This is a genomic window from Sphingomonas montana (assembly GCF_001956315.1).
In the GTDB taxonomy this organism is placed as follows: Bacteria; Pseudomonadota; Alphaproteobacteria; order Sphingomonadales; family Sphingomonadaceae; genus Sphingomonas_R; species Sphingomonas_R montana.
This window is the reverse complement of the sequence record NZ_MOLY01000045.1, coordinates 299,706-317,509: the sequence shown is the minus strand read 5'-3', so window position 1 is coordinate 317,509 and position 17,804 is coordinate 299,706. Positions and strand designations below refer to the sequence as shown.

Annotated in this window: 15 protein-coding genes; 5 read left to right on the top strand and 10 right to left on the bottom strand. The window is 67.3% G+C overall.

Annotated elements, in window-relative coordinates; translation table 11 throughout:
* The first annotated feature begins 126 nt into the window (after positions 1-126).
* Positions 127-1,038, top strand: coding sequence for a LysR family transcriptional regulator (locus BKY59_RS14930; protein ID WP_076072919.1), 912 nt, complete (start codon positions 127-129; stop codon positions 1,036-1,038).
* 121 nt (positions 1,039-1,159) lie between these two features.
* Here the strand turns inward: BKY59_RS14930 and BKY59_RS14925 are convergent, their stop codons facing one another.
* From BKY59_RS14925 to BKY59_RS14905, 5 genes are all read right to left on the bottom strand, one after another.
* Entirely contained in the window at positions 1,160-1,768 is a 609-nt protein-coding gene (locus BKY59_RS14925) for a cysteine hydrolase family protein (RefSeq protein WP_076072918.1), read from the bottom strand.
* 35 nt (positions 1,769-1,803) lie between these two features.
* Positions 1,804-4,011 carry an aldehyde oxidoreductase molybdenum-binding subunit PaoC gene (gene paoC / locus BKY59_RS14920; protein ID WP_076072916.1) on the bottom strand — a complete coding sequence of 736 codons (2,208 nt, stop codon included), beginning with the start codon at positions 4,009-4,011 and terminating at the stop codon, positions 1,804-1,806.
* 5 nt (positions 4,012-4,016) lie between these two features.
* The gene (locus BKY59_RS14915) at positions 4,017-4,967 is read right to left on the bottom strand and encodes an FAD binding domain-containing protein (protein ID WP_076072914.1); all 951 of its coding nucleotides are present in this window, start codon (positions 4,965-4,967) and stop codon (positions 4,017-4,019) included.
* On the bottom strand, positions 4,964-5,602 hold the full coding sequence (paoA, locus tag BKY59_RS14910; protein WP_076072912.1) for an aldehyde dehydrogenase iron-sulfur subunit PaoA: 639 nt from the start codon (positions 5,600-5,602) through the stop codon (positions 4,964-4,966). Before paoA ends, BKY59_RS14915 begins: the two co-directional genes overlap by 4 nt.
* A 251-nt stretch (positions 5,603-5,853) precedes the next feature.
* Positions 5,854-7,086: an MFS transporter gene (locus BKY59_RS14905; protein WP_076072911.1), complete on the bottom strand. Its 1,233-nt coding sequence runs from the start codon at positions 7,084-7,086 to the stop codon at positions 5,854-5,856.
* Positions 7,087-7,604: 518 nt separating this feature from the next.
* Here BKY59_RS14905 and BKY59_RS14900 point away from each other — a divergent pair.
* A complete protein-coding gene (locus tag BKY59_RS14900; RefSeq protein WP_076072909.1) occupies positions 7,605-8,735 on the top strand; it encodes a CDP-alcohol phosphatidyltransferase family protein in 1,131 nt (376 codons plus the stop codon).
* A 1-nt stretch (position 8,736) separates the two neighbouring features.
* On the top strand, positions 8,737-9,165 hold the full coding sequence (locus BKY59_RS14895) for an HIT family protein (RefSeq protein ID WP_076072908.1): 429 nt from the start codon (positions 8,737-8,739) through the stop codon (positions 9,163-9,165).
* Positions 9,166-9,219: 54 nt separating this feature from the next.
* Here the strand turns inward: BKY59_RS14895 and BKY59_RS14890 are convergent, their stop codons facing one another.
* The 5 genes from BKY59_RS14890 to BKY59_RS14870 all read right to left on the bottom strand — a co-directional run bounded on the left by BKY59_RS14890 (position 9,220) and on the right by BKY59_RS14870 (position 16,177).
* On the bottom strand, positions 9,220-9,963 hold the full coding sequence (locus BKY59_RS14890) for a phosphocholine cytidylyltransferase family protein (protein ID WP_076072906.1): 744 nt from the start codon (positions 9,961-9,963) through the stop codon (positions 9,220-9,222).
* 234 nt (positions 9,964-10,197) lie between these two features.
* Positions 10,198-11,280, bottom strand: a complete 1,083-nt coding sequence (locus tag BKY59_RS14885; protein WP_165374865.1) for a glycosyltransferase — start codon at positions 11,278-11,280, stop codon at positions 10,198-10,200.
* Positions 11,281-11,838: 558 nt separating this feature from the next.
* Entirely contained in the window at positions 11,839-14,307 is a 2,469-nt protein-coding gene (gene gyrB, locus BKY59_RS14880; RefSeq protein ID WP_076072995.1) for a DNA topoisomerase (ATP-hydrolyzing) subunit B, read from the bottom strand.
* Positions 14,308-14,368: 61 nt separating this feature from the next.
* A complete protein-coding gene (gene recF, locus BKY59_RS14875) occupies positions 14,369-15,451 on the bottom strand; it encodes a DNA replication/repair protein RecF (protein ID WP_076072903.1) in 1,083 nt (360 codons plus the stop codon).
* Positions 15,452-15,592: 141 nt separating this feature from the next.
* Positions 15,593-16,177 carry a TlpA family protein disulfide reductase gene (locus BKY59_RS14870; protein WP_240500124.1) on the bottom strand — a complete coding sequence of 195 codons (585 nt, stop codon included), beginning with the start codon at positions 16,175-16,177 and terminating at the stop codon, positions 15,593-15,595.
* Between the two features lie 16 nt (positions 16,178-16,193).
* Here BKY59_RS14870 and argH point away from each other — a divergent pair, with 16 nt between their 5' ends.
* Both argH and BKY59_RS14860 read left to right on the top strand, forming a co-directional pair.
* The gene (argH, locus tag BKY59_RS14865; RefSeq protein WP_076072899.1) at positions 16,194-17,561 is read left to right on the top strand and encodes an argininosuccinate lyase; all 1,368 of its coding nucleotides are present in this window, start codon (positions 16,194-16,196) and stop codon (positions 17,559-17,561) included.
* The gene (locus BKY59_RS14860; RefSeq protein WP_083672170.1) at positions 17,558-17,803 is read left to right on the top strand and encodes a hypothetical protein; all 246 of its coding nucleotides are present in this window, start codon (positions 17,558-17,560) and stop codon (positions 17,801-17,803) included. The genes argH and BKY59_RS14860 overlap by 4 nt, the downstream gene beginning before the upstream one ends.
* Position 17,804 lies beyond the last annotated feature (1 nt).

Below are 17,804 nucleotides of genomic sequence, written 5' to 3'. Positions count from 1 at the left end.
AGGACCAGCGAAGTGGCGGGCGGCCAGGACGTGAACCGCCCGGCACCTGCCACCGATGCGCAATTCGGAAGACCGCCGCGCCGAACCGGATATAGGATGCCCGACGACCGGGCGGGGGACCGAGCCATGATGCCGAGCAGAGCGGATCTCGCGGACTTCGCCTATTTCCTCGCCATCGCGCGGCATCGCAATTTCCGGATCGCCGGGCTGGAGATGGGGGTGAGCGCATCGGCGCTCAGCCATGCGCTGAAGGCGCTCGAAAAGCGGCTGGGCGTGCGGTTGTTCAATCGCACGAACCGGTCGGTAACGCTGACCGCGGCGGGCGACGAGCTGCTGTCCGCGATCAACGGGCCGTACGCGGCGATCGGGCAGGCGGTGGCGCAGCTCGACCGGTTTCGCGACGCGCCGGCCGGGCATATCCGGCTGAACGTGGTGGCGGACGCCGCCACGCTGATTCTGGGGCCGGTCATGCCGGTCTTCACCGATCGCTATCCCGACATCGCGGTGGATATCGTGGCGAGCAACCGGATGGTCGACGTCGTCGGCGAGGGGTTCGACGCAGGGATCCGCTATGGCGGTACGGTGCCGGAGGACATGATCGCGCAGCGACTGTCCCCCGACCTGCGCTGGGTGGTGGCGGCGTCGCCCGCCTATCTCGAACGCTTCGGCACGCCGGCCCGGCCGCAGGACCTGCTGCAGCATCGCTGCGTGGGTATCCGGCTGGGCGACGCGCGCCTCTATCGATGGGAATTCGAAGGGCCGGACGGCGAGTTCGCCATCGCCGTGCCAGGCCAGGTGACCGTCGACGATGGCCTCACGATGCAGGCGATCGCGATCAACGGGGGCGGTCTGACATATGGGATCGAGCCGGCCTTCGCGCATGCCGTCGCGCAGGGCACCCTGCGGCTGGTGCTGGAGGACTGGGCGACGACCGGACCGGGTTTCCACCTCTATTATTCGAGCCGGCATCAGGTGCCGACCCCGCTTCGCCTGCTCATCGACCTGATCCGGGAGCTGCGACCGTTTTCGCCGGCCTAGCCGGCGGGGGTCGGACGGCGCCGCGCGGGCTGGCCCGGAAGCCTGGCTTCAGACTGCGGATGATCGCATCCAACCCCGGTCAGGCGTCCGATCGACATCGCGACGGTGAGGTGTCGATCTTTTACGCGACGGTATCCAGTTCGGCCAGGAACATGTCGTGCGTCATCGGTCGGGAAAACATCGGGAAATTCTTCGTAACCGCCGCATCCTGTTCGGCCGGGCTGAGCGTCGCGGTGCAATCAGTTAGAGTGACGACGCCGAACCCGCGTTCATAGGCGGAACGCATGGTCGATTCGACGCAGCAATTGGTCAGGAAGCCGGCGATGGCTAGATCCGTGATGCCGCGCTGGCGCAGGATGAAGTCGATATTGGTACTGGCGAAGCAGTCCAGGCCGCGCTTGCCCTCAATCACGATATCGTCTTCGGCCGGCGTCATGGAATCGGCGAACGCGACGCCCCAGCTGCCCTTGCGGAAGGCCTGCGCCTGCCTGATGCCGGCGAGGATGCCGTACGCATCGACCGGGATCTCGGGATATCCGTCGGCAAAACTGATGGCGGCATGCATCACGGTCACGCCGCGGGCACGCGCCTGTTCCACCAGGGTGCGGCTGTGCGCCAGCATGTCGGTGTCGGCCATGACCGCCTTCACCGCATCATGCTGGACGCCGCCTTCGCTCACAAAGTCGTTCTGATACTCGATCAGCAACAGGGCGGTTTTGTCGGCAATCATCGTGCAGTCTCCCATTCGCCCCGTTCCGGCGTGGCTCACGCCACCGCTGGCAACCGGTCGAGATATTTGTCGAGGGTCAACGGATAGTCCCGGATGCGAACGCCGGTAGCGTTATAGACCGCGTTCGCGACCGCGCCGCCGACGCCGCACAGGCCGAGTTCGCCGACGCCCTTCGCCTTCATCGGATTGGCCTTGTCGTCGGCCTCGTCAAGGAAGATCACGTCCTGATGCGGAATGTCGGCGTGAACCGGCACTTCGTAACTGGCCAGATCGTGATTGACGAAGAAGCCGAAGCGCTTGTCGACGGCCAGTTCCTCCATCAGCGCGCTGCCGACGCCCATCGTCATCGCGCCGATCACCTGGCTGCGCGCCGTCGTCGGGTTGATGATCCGCCCGGCGGCGCAGACCGCCAGCATCCGGCGCAGTCGGATCGCACCGGTATAGGCATTGACGCCGACTTCGACGAAATGCGCGCCGAAGGTCGAAAGCTGCCACGTCTTGTCGAGGTCGCCGAACTCGACCTTGTCCTCGGCCACCAGTTCGCCGGCCGATGCCGCCTGGCGCAGCGTGGCGGAACGGTTGCCGCTGGTGACCTTGCCACCGTCGAATACCGCGTCGGCCGAATTGTAGCCAAGGCGCTGGGCGACGGCGTCGCGCAGTTTGACGCAGGCCGCATAGACGCCGGCGGTCGCGTTGGCCGCACCGAACTGACCACCTGAACCGGCCGAAACCGGATAGCTGGAATCGCCGAGCTTCACGACGACCGTTTCGAGTGGGACGCCCATCATTTCGGCCGCGGTCTGCGCGATGATCGTGTAGCTGCCGGTGCCGATGTCGGTCATGTCGGTTTCGACCGTCACGACGCCGTCGCGGCCCAGCCGCACGCGTGCGCCCGACGGCATGTTCATGTGGTTGCGGAAGGCGGACGCCACGCCCATGCCGACCAGCCAGCGTCCGTCGCGGACCTGACCCGGCGTGGCGTTGCGCCGCGACCAGCCGAACTGCTGTGCGCCTTCGGTAAGGCAGCGGACCAGCTGGCGCTGCGAAAATTTCCGCTTGGGGTCCTTCGGATCGACCTGCGTATCGTTCTTCACGCGAAAGGCGATCGGATCCATGCGGAGCTTTTCGGCCATCTCGTCCATGGCAACCTCCAGCGCCATCAGGCCCGGTGCCTCGCCCGGCGCGCGCATCGCATTGCCTTCCGGCAGGTCGAGCACGGCCAGCCGCATCGACGTCAGGCGGTTGGCGCCGGCATAGAGCAGGTTGGTCTGGAGAACCGCGGCCTCCGGACCGCCGTCGGGCTGGTCGCCCGAACCGCTTTCATGCGCGATCGCGGTGATCGTACCGTCCTGCGTCGCGCCGATCCGGATGCGCTGGCGCGTGGCGGGGCGGTGCGTGGCGTTGTTGGCCATGAACGGCCGGCTCATCGCGACCTTGACCGGGCGGCCGGCCGCGCGCGCGCCAAGGGCCGCCATGACCGCATCGCTGCGCAGGAACAGCTTGCCCCCGAAACCACCGCCCACATAGGGCGACAGGAAGGTGATCTTTTCCTTCGGCATGTTCAGCGTGATCGCCAGGTCGGTACGACCCCAGTCGATCATCTGGTTCGACGTCCAGACGGTCAGCGCGTCGCCGTTCCATGTGGCGATCGACGCGAACGGTTCCATCATCGCATGGCTGTGGTCCGGCGTCGTATATTCGGCGTCGAGCTTGACCGGGGCCGAGGCGAAGGCAGATTCGAACTTGCCGACCCGGTCCTCGCCCTTGTCGTCCTTTTCGGCACCGGTCAGCGGTGCGGTCTTCAACGCGGCGTCGAGATCGAACCGCCCATTGCCCCGCGCATAGTCGATGCGGACCAGACCCGCGGCGGCACGTGCCTGTTCGAACGTGTTGGCGACGACGACGGCGAGCGCCTGATGATAATGATCGACCTCGGGGCCGCCCATCAGCTTGACGGTGTTGAACTTCCCCTTGCCGAGCTTGCCCGCATCCGCCGCGGTCACGACCGCGAGGACGCCGGGGGCCGCCTTGGCCGCCGTGGTGTCGATCATCGTGACGCGGCCCTTGGCGACCGCCGCCCCGACGACATAGCCATAGGCGACGTTTTCCAGATCGCGCTGATGCTCGTAGGCATAGGGTGCCAAGCCCGTGGTCTTGAGCGGCCCGTCGGTGCGGGTGTGGGCACGCCCGACAACCTTCATCCGGTCGATCGGGTTGGTGCCGGCTGCTGTTTCGAACTTCATGGGATCTATGCTTTCGCTTCGGCGAGGACGGAGGCCAGCGCACGCGTGGCGAGCGGCAGCTTGAAGGCGTTGTCCTTGGTCGGGGTCGCGCCCTGGAACGCACGCGCAGTCACCGCAGCGGCGCCGCGCGGCAACAGCGCGTCGGCCGCCTCCACGCGCCAAGGCTTCGGTGCCACGCCACCGAACGCGACGCGGCCGGTGCCGTCCGGCTGGATCACCGCCGCGACCGAGACGAGCGCATAGGCGTAAGAGGCACGGTCGCGCACCTTTTCGTAAAAGTGCTTGCCGCCCAATGGTTTGGGCAGGGTGACCGCCGTGATGAGTTCACCCTGTTTCAGCACCGTATCCTGATCGGGACGATCGCCCCACAGGCGATGGAAATCGGCCATCGGGATCGACCGGCGCGCACCGGTGCCATCGACGGTTTCGACGGCCGCATCCAGCACGCGCATCGCCACCGCCATGTCACCGGGGAAGGTGGCGATGCAGGCGTCGCTGACGCCGATCACGCCCAACTGGCGCGAATACCCACCGATCGCGGCGCAACCCGAACCAGGCCTGCGCTTGTTGCAGGCCATGTTGGTGTCGTAGAAATAGGGGCAGCGGGTACGCTGGAGCAGGTTGCCGGCGGTCGATGCCTTGTTGCGCAACTGGCCCGAGGCGCCGGCAACGATCGCGCGGGTCAGCACGCCATAGTCGCGCCGGACGCGTGCGTCCGCGGCCAGATTGGTGTTGGTGACCAGCGCGCCAATGCGCAGCCCGCCGTCACGCGTGGCCTCGATCTTGTCGAAGCCGAGGTCCTGCACGTCGACGAGGTGCGTCGGCACCTCGACCTCGATCTTCATCAGATCCAGCAGGTTGGTGCCGCCGGCGATGAACTTCGCCGACGGATTGGCGGCAACGGCACGCGCGGCCGCACCGGCATCCCGGGCCCGCTCGTAGGTGAAAGCTCTCATGCTTTGGCTCCCGCGACTTCGGCCATGGCCTCCGCGATATTGGAATAGGCACCGCAGCGGCAGATATTGCCGCTCATCCGCTCGCGCAGTTCGACATTCGTCGCGGTTGGCTTGGCGTTCAGGTCATCCTGCGCATGGCTGGGGACGCCGCGCTTGATCTCGTCGAGGACGGCGACGGCGGAGCAGATCTGGCCGGGCGTGCAATAACCGCACTGATAGCCGTCATACTTCACGAAGGCGGCCTGCATAGGGTGGAGCTTGTCCGGCGTGCCGAGGCCTTCGATCGTCGTGATCTCATCGCCTTCGTGCATCACCGCCAGGCTGAGACAGGAATTGATCCGAACACCGTCGACCATGACGGTGCAGGCCCCGCACTGCCCATGGTCGCACCCCTTCTTGGTACCGGTCAGGTGCAGATGTTCACGCAGCGCGTCGAGCAGCGTGGTACGCGGATCGAGGCTGAGTTCGCGGCGCTCGCCGTTCACCTTGAAACGTACGGGCAGGGTCGGCGCGGCAGTCGCCTGGCGCGGCGTCGCGGGTGCGGCACCGACCGGTGCAGCCACGATCGCCGCCGTGGCGGCGCTGCCGGCCAGAAGCCCACGTCGTGAAAGTTCCAGTTCAGTTGTAGTGGGCATGGGCTTCGTCTTCCTGTGTGCCGCCACGCGTCCGCGGCGGCGGTCTGATCTACATCAATAATCGTTACAGGTCGTAACGCAGCATCGTGCCAACTGGATCCTGCACACTGCTCAATGAAGGCATGATGACCGCTCATGATGGAACAAGCGGACTACTGTTTGCGGGCTGGCCTTATGGCTTCATGGGCCTGGACGATCCGGGCCATGATCGGACAGAACCCGCTGCATCTCCGCAATCACTACGGCCCGTGTCATGCGGTCGCGGCCGACCGGTTCGGTGTGGCAGGGGCGGGCATCCGGCCGACCGCATAGGCGGCGACCGCGGCAAGGCCCAGGATCGCGGCGCTGGCCAGGAATTCGGCGTTGGCGCCGGCCGTGTCGAAGACGATGCCGCCGACCGTCGCGCCCAGCGTGATCGCAAGCTGCACGATCGCCACCATAAGCCCGCCGCCGGCCTCCGCTTCCTCCGGAACGGTGCGCGCGAGCCATGTCCACCAGGCGACCGGCGCGGACGTGCCGGCAAATCCCCAGACGGCGAGCAGCAGCGCGACCGCGACTGGGGAGGTGCCGAAGATCGTAAGCGCAACGGCGGTCGCCGCCATCAGGGCCGGCAGGACGGCAAGGATCAGGTGCAGCCCGTCGTTCAGGACCCGACCGATCAGGACGGTGCCGACGAAACCGGAGACGCCGAGGATCAGCAGCATGACCGACAGCATCGCCGGGCCGACATGCGTGACCTGTTCAAGGAACGGCCGCAGATAGGTGAACAGCGCAAACTGCCCGGCGAACAGCAGCGCGACCGTCACCAGTCCGAACAGCAGCGGGGGGCGGCGGAGCAGCGCGACCATGCCCCTGGCGGACTGTCGTTCGGCAACGGGCAACGGGGGCAGGGTCATCGCCTGCCACAGGATCGCGCCGACCGCGACCGGCACCACGCAGAAGAACGCACCGCGCCAGCCGATCAGGCTGCCCAGGAAACTGCCGAGCGGGGCCGCGACCACGGTGGCGAGCGCATTGCCGCCATTCACGATGGAAAGCGCCTTGGGCACCGCTGCGTTCGGCACGAGGCGCATGGCGATCGCGGTGGACATGGACCAGAATCCGCCGATCGCGACGCCGAGCAGTGCGCGGCCCATCATGAAGATCAGATAGGTCGGCGCGAGCGCGACGATCCCACCCGAAACGACGAGCAGGCCGGTCAGCGCGAGCAGAACGGTACGGCGATCAAGCCGGCCCAGGACGGCGCCGAGCGACAGGCTGGTCACCACCGCGAAGACGCCGGAGATCGCGATCGCCTGCCCGGCCTGACCCTCGGTGAGGTGCAGCGTCCTGGCGATCGGGCTCAACAGGCTGACCGGCATGAATTCGGACGCCACGAGGACGAAGCTGCACAGCGCCATCGCATAGACCGCGCTCCAGCGTGCGGATATGTCATCGACGCCCGTCGCGCCATTCTCCGCACGCGGAACCGTGAAGCTTGCCATACCGGCTCTCCTACCTGTCTGTAACGGTGCCCGGACCCGCCGGTGGGGAGGGACATGCCCGATCCGGCCATCGCGCGCCGCCGGTCGGCCAGACGCGTGACGGGCGGCGATGCACCATGATTAAAGAGGACGGCGTCGACCGGCAATGCGCTGCCGCCTTGACGCCCCGATGAGCGCAACTCATGTTCTGCCGGCTCCGGGGGACGTGGTGGCGGAGCCGGACGAGCCCGCCATGCCATCGATCGCCTGGACCAGCATGGGGCCGATTACCGGCGACGACCCCGGCGCGGACGGGCTCCCGTTCGGATGGTCGCCCTCTTCGAGCCACAGCCGGTCCGAGTTCCGCGTCAGGCACCATGATGGCGGCGTGAAGGTCGTGGGCGTTGTCGCCCGCAAGAATCTGGCCGACACCGTCCGCGCGCACGAACGGCGGCCTGGTCCATTCAGCGCCGTGCGACGCGGGTCGATCGCGCGTGGAGCCACTTGCCCGGCGTTCGAGCCGCCCCTATCCGCCCTCCATGAGACAACAGCCAGAAAGACCGCGCATCGCGTGCGTCGGGACGAACGATACCCTTTTGTGGGGCCTGACGATGGCGGAGCGCACCCGTCGGCTCGGAACGGAAGCGGGCCTCGACGGCGAGGGCGGCTCGCTGGTGCTGGTGAATGCGGACTTCGCGGCGGATGTGGCGTGGATCAGGCATGTCGCCGCCCATCCGGGCCTGGTGATCACGCTCGACGGCGTGCCTGCGCTCTGTCATCCGCGCACCGCCGCGGAAGCCGAGCCGTTGCGGACGGCCATGCTGCAGGGCCGCGCGCTGATCGGAAGCGAAGCCGCAGGGTTCGATATTCTGGCATATGAGGACGGTCCGACCGTCGAGAACAAGACGCTCCGCAAGCGCGAGACGCCGTTCCTGATGCGGTTGCGACCGGAAACGCGCCAGGCCGTGGAGCGGGCGAGCTACTTCGGGGCCTATAAGGGCGTGACCGACCTGCTGACGAAATATCTCTGGCCGGAATGGGCGTTGTGGCTCACGCGGCTCTGCGCACGCCTGGGCGTCACGCCGAACATGGTGACCATCGTCGGGGCGATCTTCTGCATCGCGGCGCCCTTCGCCTTTGCCGACGGCCGGTACTGGCTGGGCATGGCGCTGGGGCTGGTCTTCATGGTGCTCGATACGGTCGACGGGAAGCTCGCACGCTGCACGCTCACCTCGAGCGTGATCGGCAACATGGCCGACCACGGCCTGGACCTGGTCCATCCGCCCTTCTGGTTCTGGTTCTGGGGGACCGGTCTGGCGAGCTGGGGACTTGCCCTGCCGGAAAAGGCGTTCGCCTGGACGATGGCGGCGATCCTATGCGGCTATGTGGCGCAACGCGTCATCGAAGGCGTTTTCATGCGGCAGAACGGGATGATGCACATCCACGTCTGGACGCGGTTCGACAGCGCGTTCCGGCTCGTCACCGCGCGTCGCAATCCCAACATGGTGATCCTGTTTGTCTCGATGCTGTTCTCCCGCCCCGACCTGGGACTGAAGGGCGTCGCGTGGTGGACAGTGGCCAGCTGCCTTGTCCATCTGGTTCGGCTCGTGCAGGCTAGACTATTGGTCGGCCGGGGTGGAACGGTCACCTCCTGGTTGGCGGAGCCCTGAAATGAACGCGACGATCCTGAAGTTCGGCTGGCCGGCCACCCTGCTGCGCGAGTGGGATCATTGGGTGCTGCTCGTGCGGCCGGCGCAACCGACCCTCGGCAGCCTGGTACTGGCGGCAAAGTCGGACGCCACCGCCTTCTCCGAACTCGCGCCCGCCGCGCATGCCGAACTCGCGGTCGCGACCGCGGCCATCGAGCAGGCCCTGCGCGACGCCGTGGGCTATGAAAAGCTCAACTATCTGATGTTGATGATGGCGGACAAGGAGGTCCATTTCCACGTCATCCCGCGGTATGACGGTTCGCGGGCGTGGAACGGCCGACAGTTCGCGGATGCCGGGTGGCCGAAGATGCCCGATCTCGGTCAGGCCCAGACGGTGGAGGGGGACGAGCTGGAGCTGCTGGCAGGCTGGCTGAAGCGCTTTCTCGCCTGACCGGGGAGGGCATCCGGGGGCGACACCGACAGCTCGAACCGCCGATCGTCGGCCTCAGCCTGCAGCTGCCCATGAGTCGGTCAGTGCACGGGCGACCTCGATATCCGTCAGGAAGTCGACCTCTGCCCATTCGAGACCCGCGATCTCGACCGTGCCCACCTTGCCGGTGGTGGCGAGCTGATCGATGACCTTGAGATACCAGTGCTGCACGCCCTCGGGCGTACGCATCGCCGCGCGTACCGCTTCACGGAACATCGCCGAGCCCTCGCCGCGGAAGGCGAGGAAGCCGATCGATTCGGCGTTGGCCTGCTCGGCGGTCAGCGTCTTGCCGATCCGGACCAGCCTGTCGTCTTGCCGGGCGACCTTCATGTCGTCGCTGTCATATTCGGGCTTCACGTCGATCGTGACCGCGATCGGCCAGTCGGTCCCGGCCAGCACCCGCTTCACGATCGCCTCCGACACGAGCGTGTCGCCGTTCAGGATCAGGAAGTCCCCGGCCATCGCTTCGCGGGCGATCCAGCAGGAGCCGAGATTGTCGGCGATCTTGAAGAACGGGTTGAAGTGTGTGGTGATCGTCACGCGCGGATCGTCGATCCGGGCAAGCACCGCCTCGACCATATGCTCCTTGAAACCGGTCACGACGTCGATGCGCTTGACGCCGCCGCGGGCCAGCATCTCGATCTGCCATTCGATCAGCGTCCGGCCCGAGAAGTCGATCAGGCACTTAGGCTGCTCCGCCGTGAGCGGCAGCATCCGAGATCCCTGTCCGGCACTCAGCAATATCGCGTGTTCGATCATCTTCGTCTCTGCAAATCGGAAAAGCGCTCGAGCGCTGCCGCGGTCACCCGTCTCGGAGCCCTGCATCGGCATCGCCCTGCCTGCGTCTAGGCCCATCTCCCGCGTTTCCGCAAGGTGCGGCCGGACGGGTCGTTCCGCCGGTGCGAGGGCGGAAATGCCGACAGCTGTCCCGTCGACTGTCCGTCGGGACGGCCGCCGGTTCCGTCGATGACGGATCGACCGGGACTATTGGCGCTAATCGAGCAGCGCCCCGATCGATGCGACATGGCTCGCCGCACCCTTCTCTATCGAATATCGCCCGGCGACCGAGGCCAGGGTCGATGGCGGGTGCTGGAACCAGGCGCTCTCCATCGCTCGCGCGAACGCCGAGGGTATCGGATCCGGGACGACGGCGCAGCCTTCGGCATCGCCGACGAGCGAACGGGCCGAGAGGAAGCAGTCCGTCGTGACCACCGGACAGTTGGCCGCCATCGCCTCCAACACCACGGCGGGCAGTCCCTCGTAGCGAGACGAGAGCGCGAAGACCCGGGCGCGGCGCAGCCAGGGTTCGACCTGCGGTTGGTAGCCGGGCAGCGATACGCGCTCGGCCAGATCCAGTTCGCGCACCAGCGCCTGCAGGGCACCGCGGTCGGGACCTTCGCCCAGGATGACCAGCCGTGCGCCGGGGATGCGGGCCTCGCCGAATGCGCGGATCAGCAGGTCGTACCGCTTCTGCGCCGCGAGACGGCCTATCGACAGGATCAGATCGCGTTCGCCGGACCCGCGGTCCGATGCGCTCAGCATCGACGGGGTGACGTAGGGGTTGATCACGGTCTGGATCCGGCCCGCCGAACCGGGGAACGTACGGCGAAGCAGAGCCGTCTCGGCGTCGCTCAGGGTCAGTATCGCCGCGGCCTTGTCGAACGCCCGCCGGTATCGCATGTGCCGGTAGAGGCGTCGGACGGGTCCGTCCTTGGGTCTGAGCACCGGGTTGGTGATCTTGAGAACCAGTCGCGACCGGTCGACCCGCGCGAGCCGGAAGGCCAGCGCGGTCACCCAGTTCATGTTGTTGCCGGTGGACACGACAACATCGGGAGCGACAGCCCGCAGCCGGGCGACGAACCGGCGCAGCACGTACAGGCGCCCGACGTGCCGCGACCCGCGACCTTGGTTCAACACCCGTACCGTGACGTCCGGACCGACCAGGGCCAGCATGTCCGCGGCGGCTGGGGCGCGGCCGAACAGGACCAGCAGTTCCACGGCGTATCCGGCATCGACGCATCCGCGCGCCAGATGGGTGCAGACCCGATCGGTGCCGCCCTGTCCGAATTCGTGCATCGCAAAGACCATGCGCGGCGGGCGGCCATTTTTCGCGACGAACCTTTCGACGAGAGGATCGACGAAGCTCAAGTCCGGATCCCCATGTTCGCGGCGTGGGCAGCCATGGTCGGTTGGGTCATAGGTTGCGCTCGCATGTTTGACGATCGGTGACGTCGGACCTGTGGTTTCGATTCGATAGAGCGCGATGACAGGATGTCCACCTTGATGTCCGCGCCACGGCGACGCGCCGCTTTTCTCACGGAATGGCCTACCATCGCCCGGAGACGGGATAGCCGCCCGTAACGCGGCCGCATGGAGTGACCGCTGGTTGACGAGACCATCCGGTCGGATGCCGCGGCTTCCATATCTGCCATGCGGCGCGATCGAGCAACGGCCGCGCGCGGGCTCGTCGCCTTCGCCGCGGCACCGCGCGGGCCGCAGTCGATTCAGGCCGTCCAAGTGCGCAAGGCCGTGTCCGACCGCAGCGCCGACATCCGGATACTGCGTCCGTGACGCGAGCCGAGGAAGACGCCCGCAACCCGCGACATTACGCACTCGGCCGGAACCGAGCCGGCGTCAGACGTCCAGATTGGCGACCGACAGGGCGTTGTCCTGGATGAATTCGCGGCGAGGTTCGACGACGTCGCCCATCAGGCGGGTGAAGATTTCGTCGGCGATGTCGGCCTGTTCGACCTGGACCTGGAGCATGGCGCGGTTGCTGGGGTCGAGCGTGGTTTCCCACAGCTGTTCCGCGTTCATTTCGCCAAGGCCCTTGTAGCGCGCGATGGCGAGGCCCTTGCGGCCCGCCGCCAGCACTGCGTCGAGTAGTTCGGACGGGCGCGAGATGGGCTTGCCGCGGGTGTCGACGATCGGTTCGTCGTCATCAACGGCATCGGTTTCGATCGGTTTCGCAGCCGCCTTCTGCGCGACAAGGCGCGAGGTCTGCGCATAGGCATCGGCCTGTTCGGTGGCGAGCATGTGCATCTTGCGTGCCTCCGCCGATGCGACGAACGCCGCGTCGACGATATGATGGTCGGTCACCCCGCGCCAGTGCCGCTGGAAATGGTAGCCGCCATCCTCCGACACGACGACCGTCCAGCGCGCTTCGGGATCGGCGCGGCCCTGCCATTTCGCGGCCGCATCGGCGGCGGCGGACCGATCGGGGATGTTGGGATCGAACCCGCCAAGCAGCGCAAGCGCCTCGATCACCGCCGCGTCGTAGCGCCGCGGGACATAGGTCATCAGCGTACGCATCCGGCGGGCGTGGTCGAGCAGGCCCTTCAGGTCCGCGCCCGAACGTGGGCCCTCCGCGGTTTCGAGTGCCATACCGGACAGGCCGCCATCGACGAGATAGTCGTCGAGCTGGGCATTGTCCTTCAGGTAGACCTCGGACTTGCCGCGGTTCACCTTGTAGAGCGGCGGTTGCGCGATGTAGAGATAGCCACCCTCGATGATCGGCCGCATGTGGCGGTAGAAGAAGGTCAGCAGCAGCGTGCGGATATGTGCGCCGTCAACGTCTGCGTCGGTCATGATGACGATCTTGTGGTAGCGCAGCTTCTCGATGTTGAATTCATCGAGGATGCCGGTGCCCATCGCCTGGATCAGCGTGCCGACTTCCTTAGACGAGATCATCCGGTCGAACCGCGCGCGCTCGACGTTCAGGATCTTGCCCTTGAGCGGCAGGATCGCCTGATATTGCCGGTTGCGGCCCTGTTTCGCCGAACCGCCGGCCGAGTCACCCTCGACCAGGAACAGTTCCGACTTTGCGGGATCGCGTTCCTGGCAGTCGGCGAGCTTGCCCGGCAGCGAGGCGATGTCCATCACGCCCTTGCGGCGGGTCAGTTCGCGCGCCTTCTTGGCGGCTTCGCGCGCGGCGGCGGCGTCGATCACCTTCTGGACGATCGCCTTGCCGTGCGCGGGGTTCTCCTGGAGCCATTCGGCCAGTTTGTCGGCCATCAGCGATTCGAGGGGCTGGCGTACCTCGGACGAGACGAGCTTGTCCTTGGTCTGGCTGCTGAACTTCGGATCGGGGAGCTTCACCGAGACGATCGCGGTCAGCCCCTCGCGCATGTCGTCGCCGGTCAGCGTCACCTTCTCCTTCTTCAGGAGACCGGACTTTTCGGCATAGTTGTTCAGCGTGCGGGTGAGCGCCGCGCGGAATGCGGCCATGTGCGTGCCACCGTCGCGCTGCGGGATGTTGTTGGTGAACGCCAGCACCTGTTCATAATAGCTGTCGTTCCATTCCAGCGCGACGTCGATGCCGACATCGTCGCGCTGGCCGTGGATGGCGACCGGCTCGGGCATCAGCGGCGTCTTGGTGCGATCGAGATATTTCACGAACGCGGCGATCCCGCCTTCGTAGAAAAGTTCGACCGTGCGCGCCTCCGCGTGGCGCGCGTCGGACAGGAACAGCCGGACGCCGGAGTTGAGGAACGCCAGCTCGCGAAAACGATGTTCCAGCTTGTCGAAGTCGAACTCGACGATCTTGAACGTGTCGGGCGAGGGCAGGAAGGTGACGCGCGTGCCCTTCTTTTCGCCCGCATCGCCGACCACCTTGAGCGGGGCGACGGCATCGCCGTGGGCGAAGCGCATGTAATGCTCCTGCCCGTCGCGCCAGATGGTGAGATCGAGGAAAGTGGACAGCGCGTTCACGACCGACACGCCGACGCCGTGCAGGCCGCCGGACACCTTGTAGGCATTGTCGTCGTTCGCATTGTCGAACTTACCGCCGGCGTGGAGTTGGGTCATGATGACCTCGGCCGCCGAGACGCCTTCCTCGGTATGGATGCCGGTCGGGATGCCGCGGCCATTGTCCTCGACCGACACGGAGCCGTCCGGGTTGAGCGTGATGAGGATCCGGTCGCAATGGCCGGCGAGCGCCTCGTCGATCGCGTTGTCGCTCACCTCGAACACCATGTGGTGGAGGCCGGAGCCGTCGTCGGTATCGCCGATATACATGCCGGGGCGCTTCCGGACCGCGTCGAGCCCCTTGAGGACCTTGATGGAATCTGCGCCGTACGCGTTCGGTTGGGGTGTCGTTGCCATCATGACAATATAGGGACTCGGGGCTCGAATCGGAAGCGAAATGGTCGCGCGCGGAGGCTTGCTAGTCGGGTGACGGCAGGATCCGCCCCTCGGCCACCGTCAACCGCGTAGCGCCCGCGCCCAGTCCGTCGAACAAGGCGGGTTCGGTGCCGGTCATCCAGCTCTGCCCGCCGGTCGCATCGAGGCGGGCGAAGAGGGCGGCGCGGCGGGAGGGGTCGAGGTGGGCGGCGACTTCGTCCAGGAGCAGGATGGGGCGGGCGCCGTGGTCCTCCGCAACGATGTCGGCATGGGCGAGCACGATCGCGAGCAGCAGCGCCTTCTGTTCGCCGGTGGAACAGCGGTCGGCCGGCTGTTGCTTGTCCAGATGGCGGACGACGAGATCGGTGCGGTGCGGCCCGCTGAGCGTGCGCCCGGCGGCGGCGTCGCGCCCACGGCCGTGGCGCAGGTCGTCGGCGAAGCGCGGTGCGTCGGCGGGCGTCCAGCGATCGAGCGCGAGGTGGGCGCGGGCGAACGGGCCGGGCGGCTGTTCGGCGAGGCGGAGCGTAAGTGCGGCGACTGTGCGTGCGCGTGCGTCGGCGAGCGCCAGGCCATGGTCGACCATGCCTGCCTCCAGCGCGGCGAGCCAGGCGGCGTCGGCGCCGGCTTCCTCCGACAGCAGGCGGTTGCGGGCGCGCATCGCGGCTTCGTAGCGCGCGGCGTGGACGCCGTGGCCGGGTTCGCGCGCGATGGTCAGCCGATCGAGGAAGCGGCGGCGGGCGACGGCACCTTCGACGAAGATCCGGTCCATCGCGGGGGTGAGCCAGAGGATGGCGAGCCGTTCGGACAGCGCGGCGGCCGAACTGCCCGCCCCGTTGATCCGAACCTGCCGCCGTTCGGGAGCGGTGGCGAGCGTGCCGGTGCCGATGTCGATCTCACCCGACAGGTGTGCTGCGACCGCGAAGCCGCCGGGGCCGGCGTCGCATGCCATTTCGGACAGCGTGGCCTGGCGCAGACCGCGACCGGGGCTGAGGAGGGAGATCGCCTCCAGGATGTTGGTCTTGCCCGCGCCATTGTCGCCGCTGAGCACCACGGCGCCCGGACCGCAGGCGAGGGTGGCCTGGCGGTATGAGCGAAAGTCGGTGAGCGTAAGGCGGGTGACGGGCATTTTGTACTTCTTCCCCCTCTCCCCTTGGGGGAGAGGGTCGGGGAGAGGGGGTGCGGCTTGGGGTGACGGTCGGGCCAAGTCGCGAGCGTTGCTCCCCTCTCCCAACCCTCTCCCCGGAGGGGAGAGGGTCTTCGGCAGCCCTTAGGTCAACGCCTTGTCGATCAGCGCTTTCGCGTCCGCGCCGGTCCAGTCCATGCCGCCGACGACGCGCCAGCGTTCCTTGCCGTCCGCGCCGTAGAGGATGGTGACGGGCAGCGTGTCGGCCTTCACCGCGTCCATCAGGACGTTCTGCTTGTCGAGATAAGGCTGCAGCGCGGTAAATTTGTGGGTGGCGAAGTACGGGTCGACCTCGCGCTTGCCGGCCAGATCCTGACTGACGACCATCAGATGCAGCCGGTCCTTCTCGCGGCCGGCCAGCGCGTCGAGCGTCGGCATTTCGGCGAGGCAGGGCGCACACCAGGTGGCCCACAGGTTGACGATCAGCGGCTTGCCGGCATGCGCAGCGAGCGTGGCGGGCGCGCCGTCCGGGCCGGTGAAGGCGGCGGTGGGCAGGGCCTCGCCCGCGTGGCTCGTGTCCAGCTTGCTGCCCTTGGGCATTTCGGGCGTCGCCGCGTTGGCGGGAACGGACGTGGCAACCGTGTCCGCCGCGGGTTGCGGGGTTTCGGGCTTGCCTCTATCGCAGCCGGCGACTGCCAGCGCGAGGAGCAGGACGATCAGCGGCCGCAAGGAAGACTCCAATCAGATGTGGGGAGGGCGCTTTTCAGAAGGGCCCGCCGCGGTGATGCGTGAGATTAACGCATCCATCCCGTTCGACAAGCGATTGTGGCGCGAAGACATTGCCGGATCGCGCGCGCATGCCGCGATGCTGGGTGCCGCGGGGATCGTTTCGCCGGACGATGCCGCCGCGATCGACGCCGGACTGGCGACGGTCGAGGGCGAATATGCGGCGGACGGGGTGACCGTCGATTTGGCGCTCGAAGACATCCACATGGCGACCGAGCAGCGGCTGGCGCAGCTGATCGGCCCGGCGGCCGGCCGGCTGCATACCGCGCGGTCGCGCAACGACCAGGTCGCGACCGATTTCAAGCTGTGGGTGCGCAGCGCGATCGATGCGGTTCTGGCCGGGCTGGCCGGGTTGCAGCGTGCGCTGGTGACGCGGGCGGAGGAACATGCCGACAGCGTGATGCCGGGGTTCACCCATCTGCAGGTCGCGCAGCCGGTGACGCTGGGGCATCATCTGATGGCCTATTACGAGATGGTCGGGCGGGACCGGTCCCGCTTCGCCGATGCAAAGGCGCGGGCAAATCTGTCGCCGCTGGGGTCCGCGGCGCTGGCGGGAACGGGGTTCCCGATCGACCGGGATGCGACCGCGGCGGCGCTGGGGTTCGACGGGCCGACCGCCAATTCGCTGGACAGCGTGTCCGACCGCGATTTTGCGATGGATTATCTGATGGCCGCCACGACATGTGCGGTCCACCTGTCGCGGCTGGCGGAGGAGTTCGTGATCTGGGCATCGCAGCCGTTCGGGTTCGTCGCGCTGTCCGACGCCTGGTCGACCGGATCGTCGATCATGCCGCAGAAGCGCAATCCGGACGCGGCAGAGCTGGTGCGCGGCCATGCGGGGCGGATCGCGGGGTGCATGATGGCGCTGACCATGACGATGAAGGGGCTGCCGCTGGCCTATTCCAAGGACATGCAGGACGACAAGCCACCGGTGTTCGAGGCGCACGACCTGCTCGCGCTGTCGATCGCGGCGATGACCGGCATGGTCGAAAGCGTGACGTTCCGGACGGAGCGGATGCGCGCGGCGGCGGAGGCCGGGTTTTCGACCGCGACCGATCTGGCCGACTGGCTGGTGCGGGTGGCGGACGTGCCGTTCCGCGAGGCGCATCATATCACGGGGCAGGCAGTGCGGCTTGCCGAGACGCGGGGGTGCGCGCTGGACCAGATCCCGATCGAGGCGCTGAAGGCGATCGATCCGCGGATCGACGCGCGGGTCTATGACGCCTTGTCGGTCGATGCGTCGGTGGCGGCGCGGACCAGCCATGGCGGCACCGCACCGGTGCGGGTGCGCGAGGCGGTGGCCCGCGCGAAGGAGGCGTTGGCATGATGAAACGCATGATGCTGGGCCTCATGGTCTGCGCCGCATTGTCCGCATGCGGACGGCGCGAGGCGTTGCAGCCCGCACAGGGTGCGTCGTTGCCCGTCGCCCCTGCACAGGCGCGCGTGCAGCCGACGGTGGACGAGCTGCTGACGCCCACCCCCAGCGCGCGGCCGGACCGCAGCGAGGAAGTGTTGCGTCGGTCGCAGGAACGGCAGGACGACCGTTTCGACCTGCCGCCGCAGCATTGAG

Bases quoted from the DNA above. Each gene is read 5' to 3' on its own strand.
- BKY59_RS14860 (WP_083672170.1), top strand. From the start codon at position 17,558: ATGATGAAACGCATGATGCTGGGCCTCATGGTCTGCGCCGCATTGTCC.
- BKY59_RS14890 (WP_076072906.1), bottom strand. From the start codon at position 9,963: ATGATCGAACACGCGATATTGCTGAGTGCCGGACAGGGATCTCGGATG.
- BKY59_RS14900 (WP_076072909.1), top strand. From the start codon at position 7,605: ATGAGACAACAGCCAGAAAGACCGCGCATCGCGTGCGTCGGGACGAAC.
- BKY59_RS14905 (WP_076072911.1), bottom strand. From the start codon at position 7,086: ATGGCAAGCTTCACGGTTCCGCGTGCGGAGAATGGCGCGACGGGCGTC.
- BKY59_RS14915 (WP_076072914.1), bottom strand. From the start codon at position 4,967: ATGAGAGCTTTCACCTACGAGCGGGCCCGGGATGCCGGTGCGGCCGCG.
- recF (WP_076072903.1), bottom strand. From the start codon at position 15,451: ATGCCCGTCACCCGCCTTACGCTCACCGACTTTCGCTCATACCGCCAG.
- argH (WP_076072899.1), top strand. From the start codon at position 16,194: ATGTGGGGAGGGCGCTTTTCAGAAGGGCCCGCCGCGGTGATGCGTGAG.
- paoC (WP_076072916.1), bottom strand. From the start codon at position 4,011: ATGAAGTTCGAAACAGCAGCCGGCACCAACCCGATCGACCGGATGAAG.
- BKY59_RS14885 (WP_165374865.1), bottom strand. From the start codon at position 11,280: ATGCACGAATTCGGACAGGGCGGCACCGATCGGGTCTGCACCCATCTG.
- paoA (WP_076072912.1), bottom strand. From the start codon at position 5,602: ATGCCCACTACAACTGAACTGGAACTTTCACGACGTGGGCTTCTGGCC.
- BKY59_RS14925 (WP_076072918.1), bottom strand. From the start codon at position 1,768: ATGATTGCCGACAAAACCGCCCTGTTGCTGATCGAGTATCAGAACGAC.
- gyrB (WP_076072995.1), bottom strand. From the start codon at position 14,307: ATGGCAACGACACCCCAACCGAACGCGTACGGCGCAGATTCCATCAAG.
- BKY59_RS14895 (WP_076072908.1), top strand. From the start codon at position 8,737: ATGAACGCGACGATCCTGAAGTTCGGCTGGCCGGCCACCCTGCTGCGC.
- BKY59_RS14930 (WP_076072919.1), top strand. From the start codon at position 127: ATGATGCCGAGCAGAGCGGATCTCGCGGACTTCGCCTATTTCCTCGCC.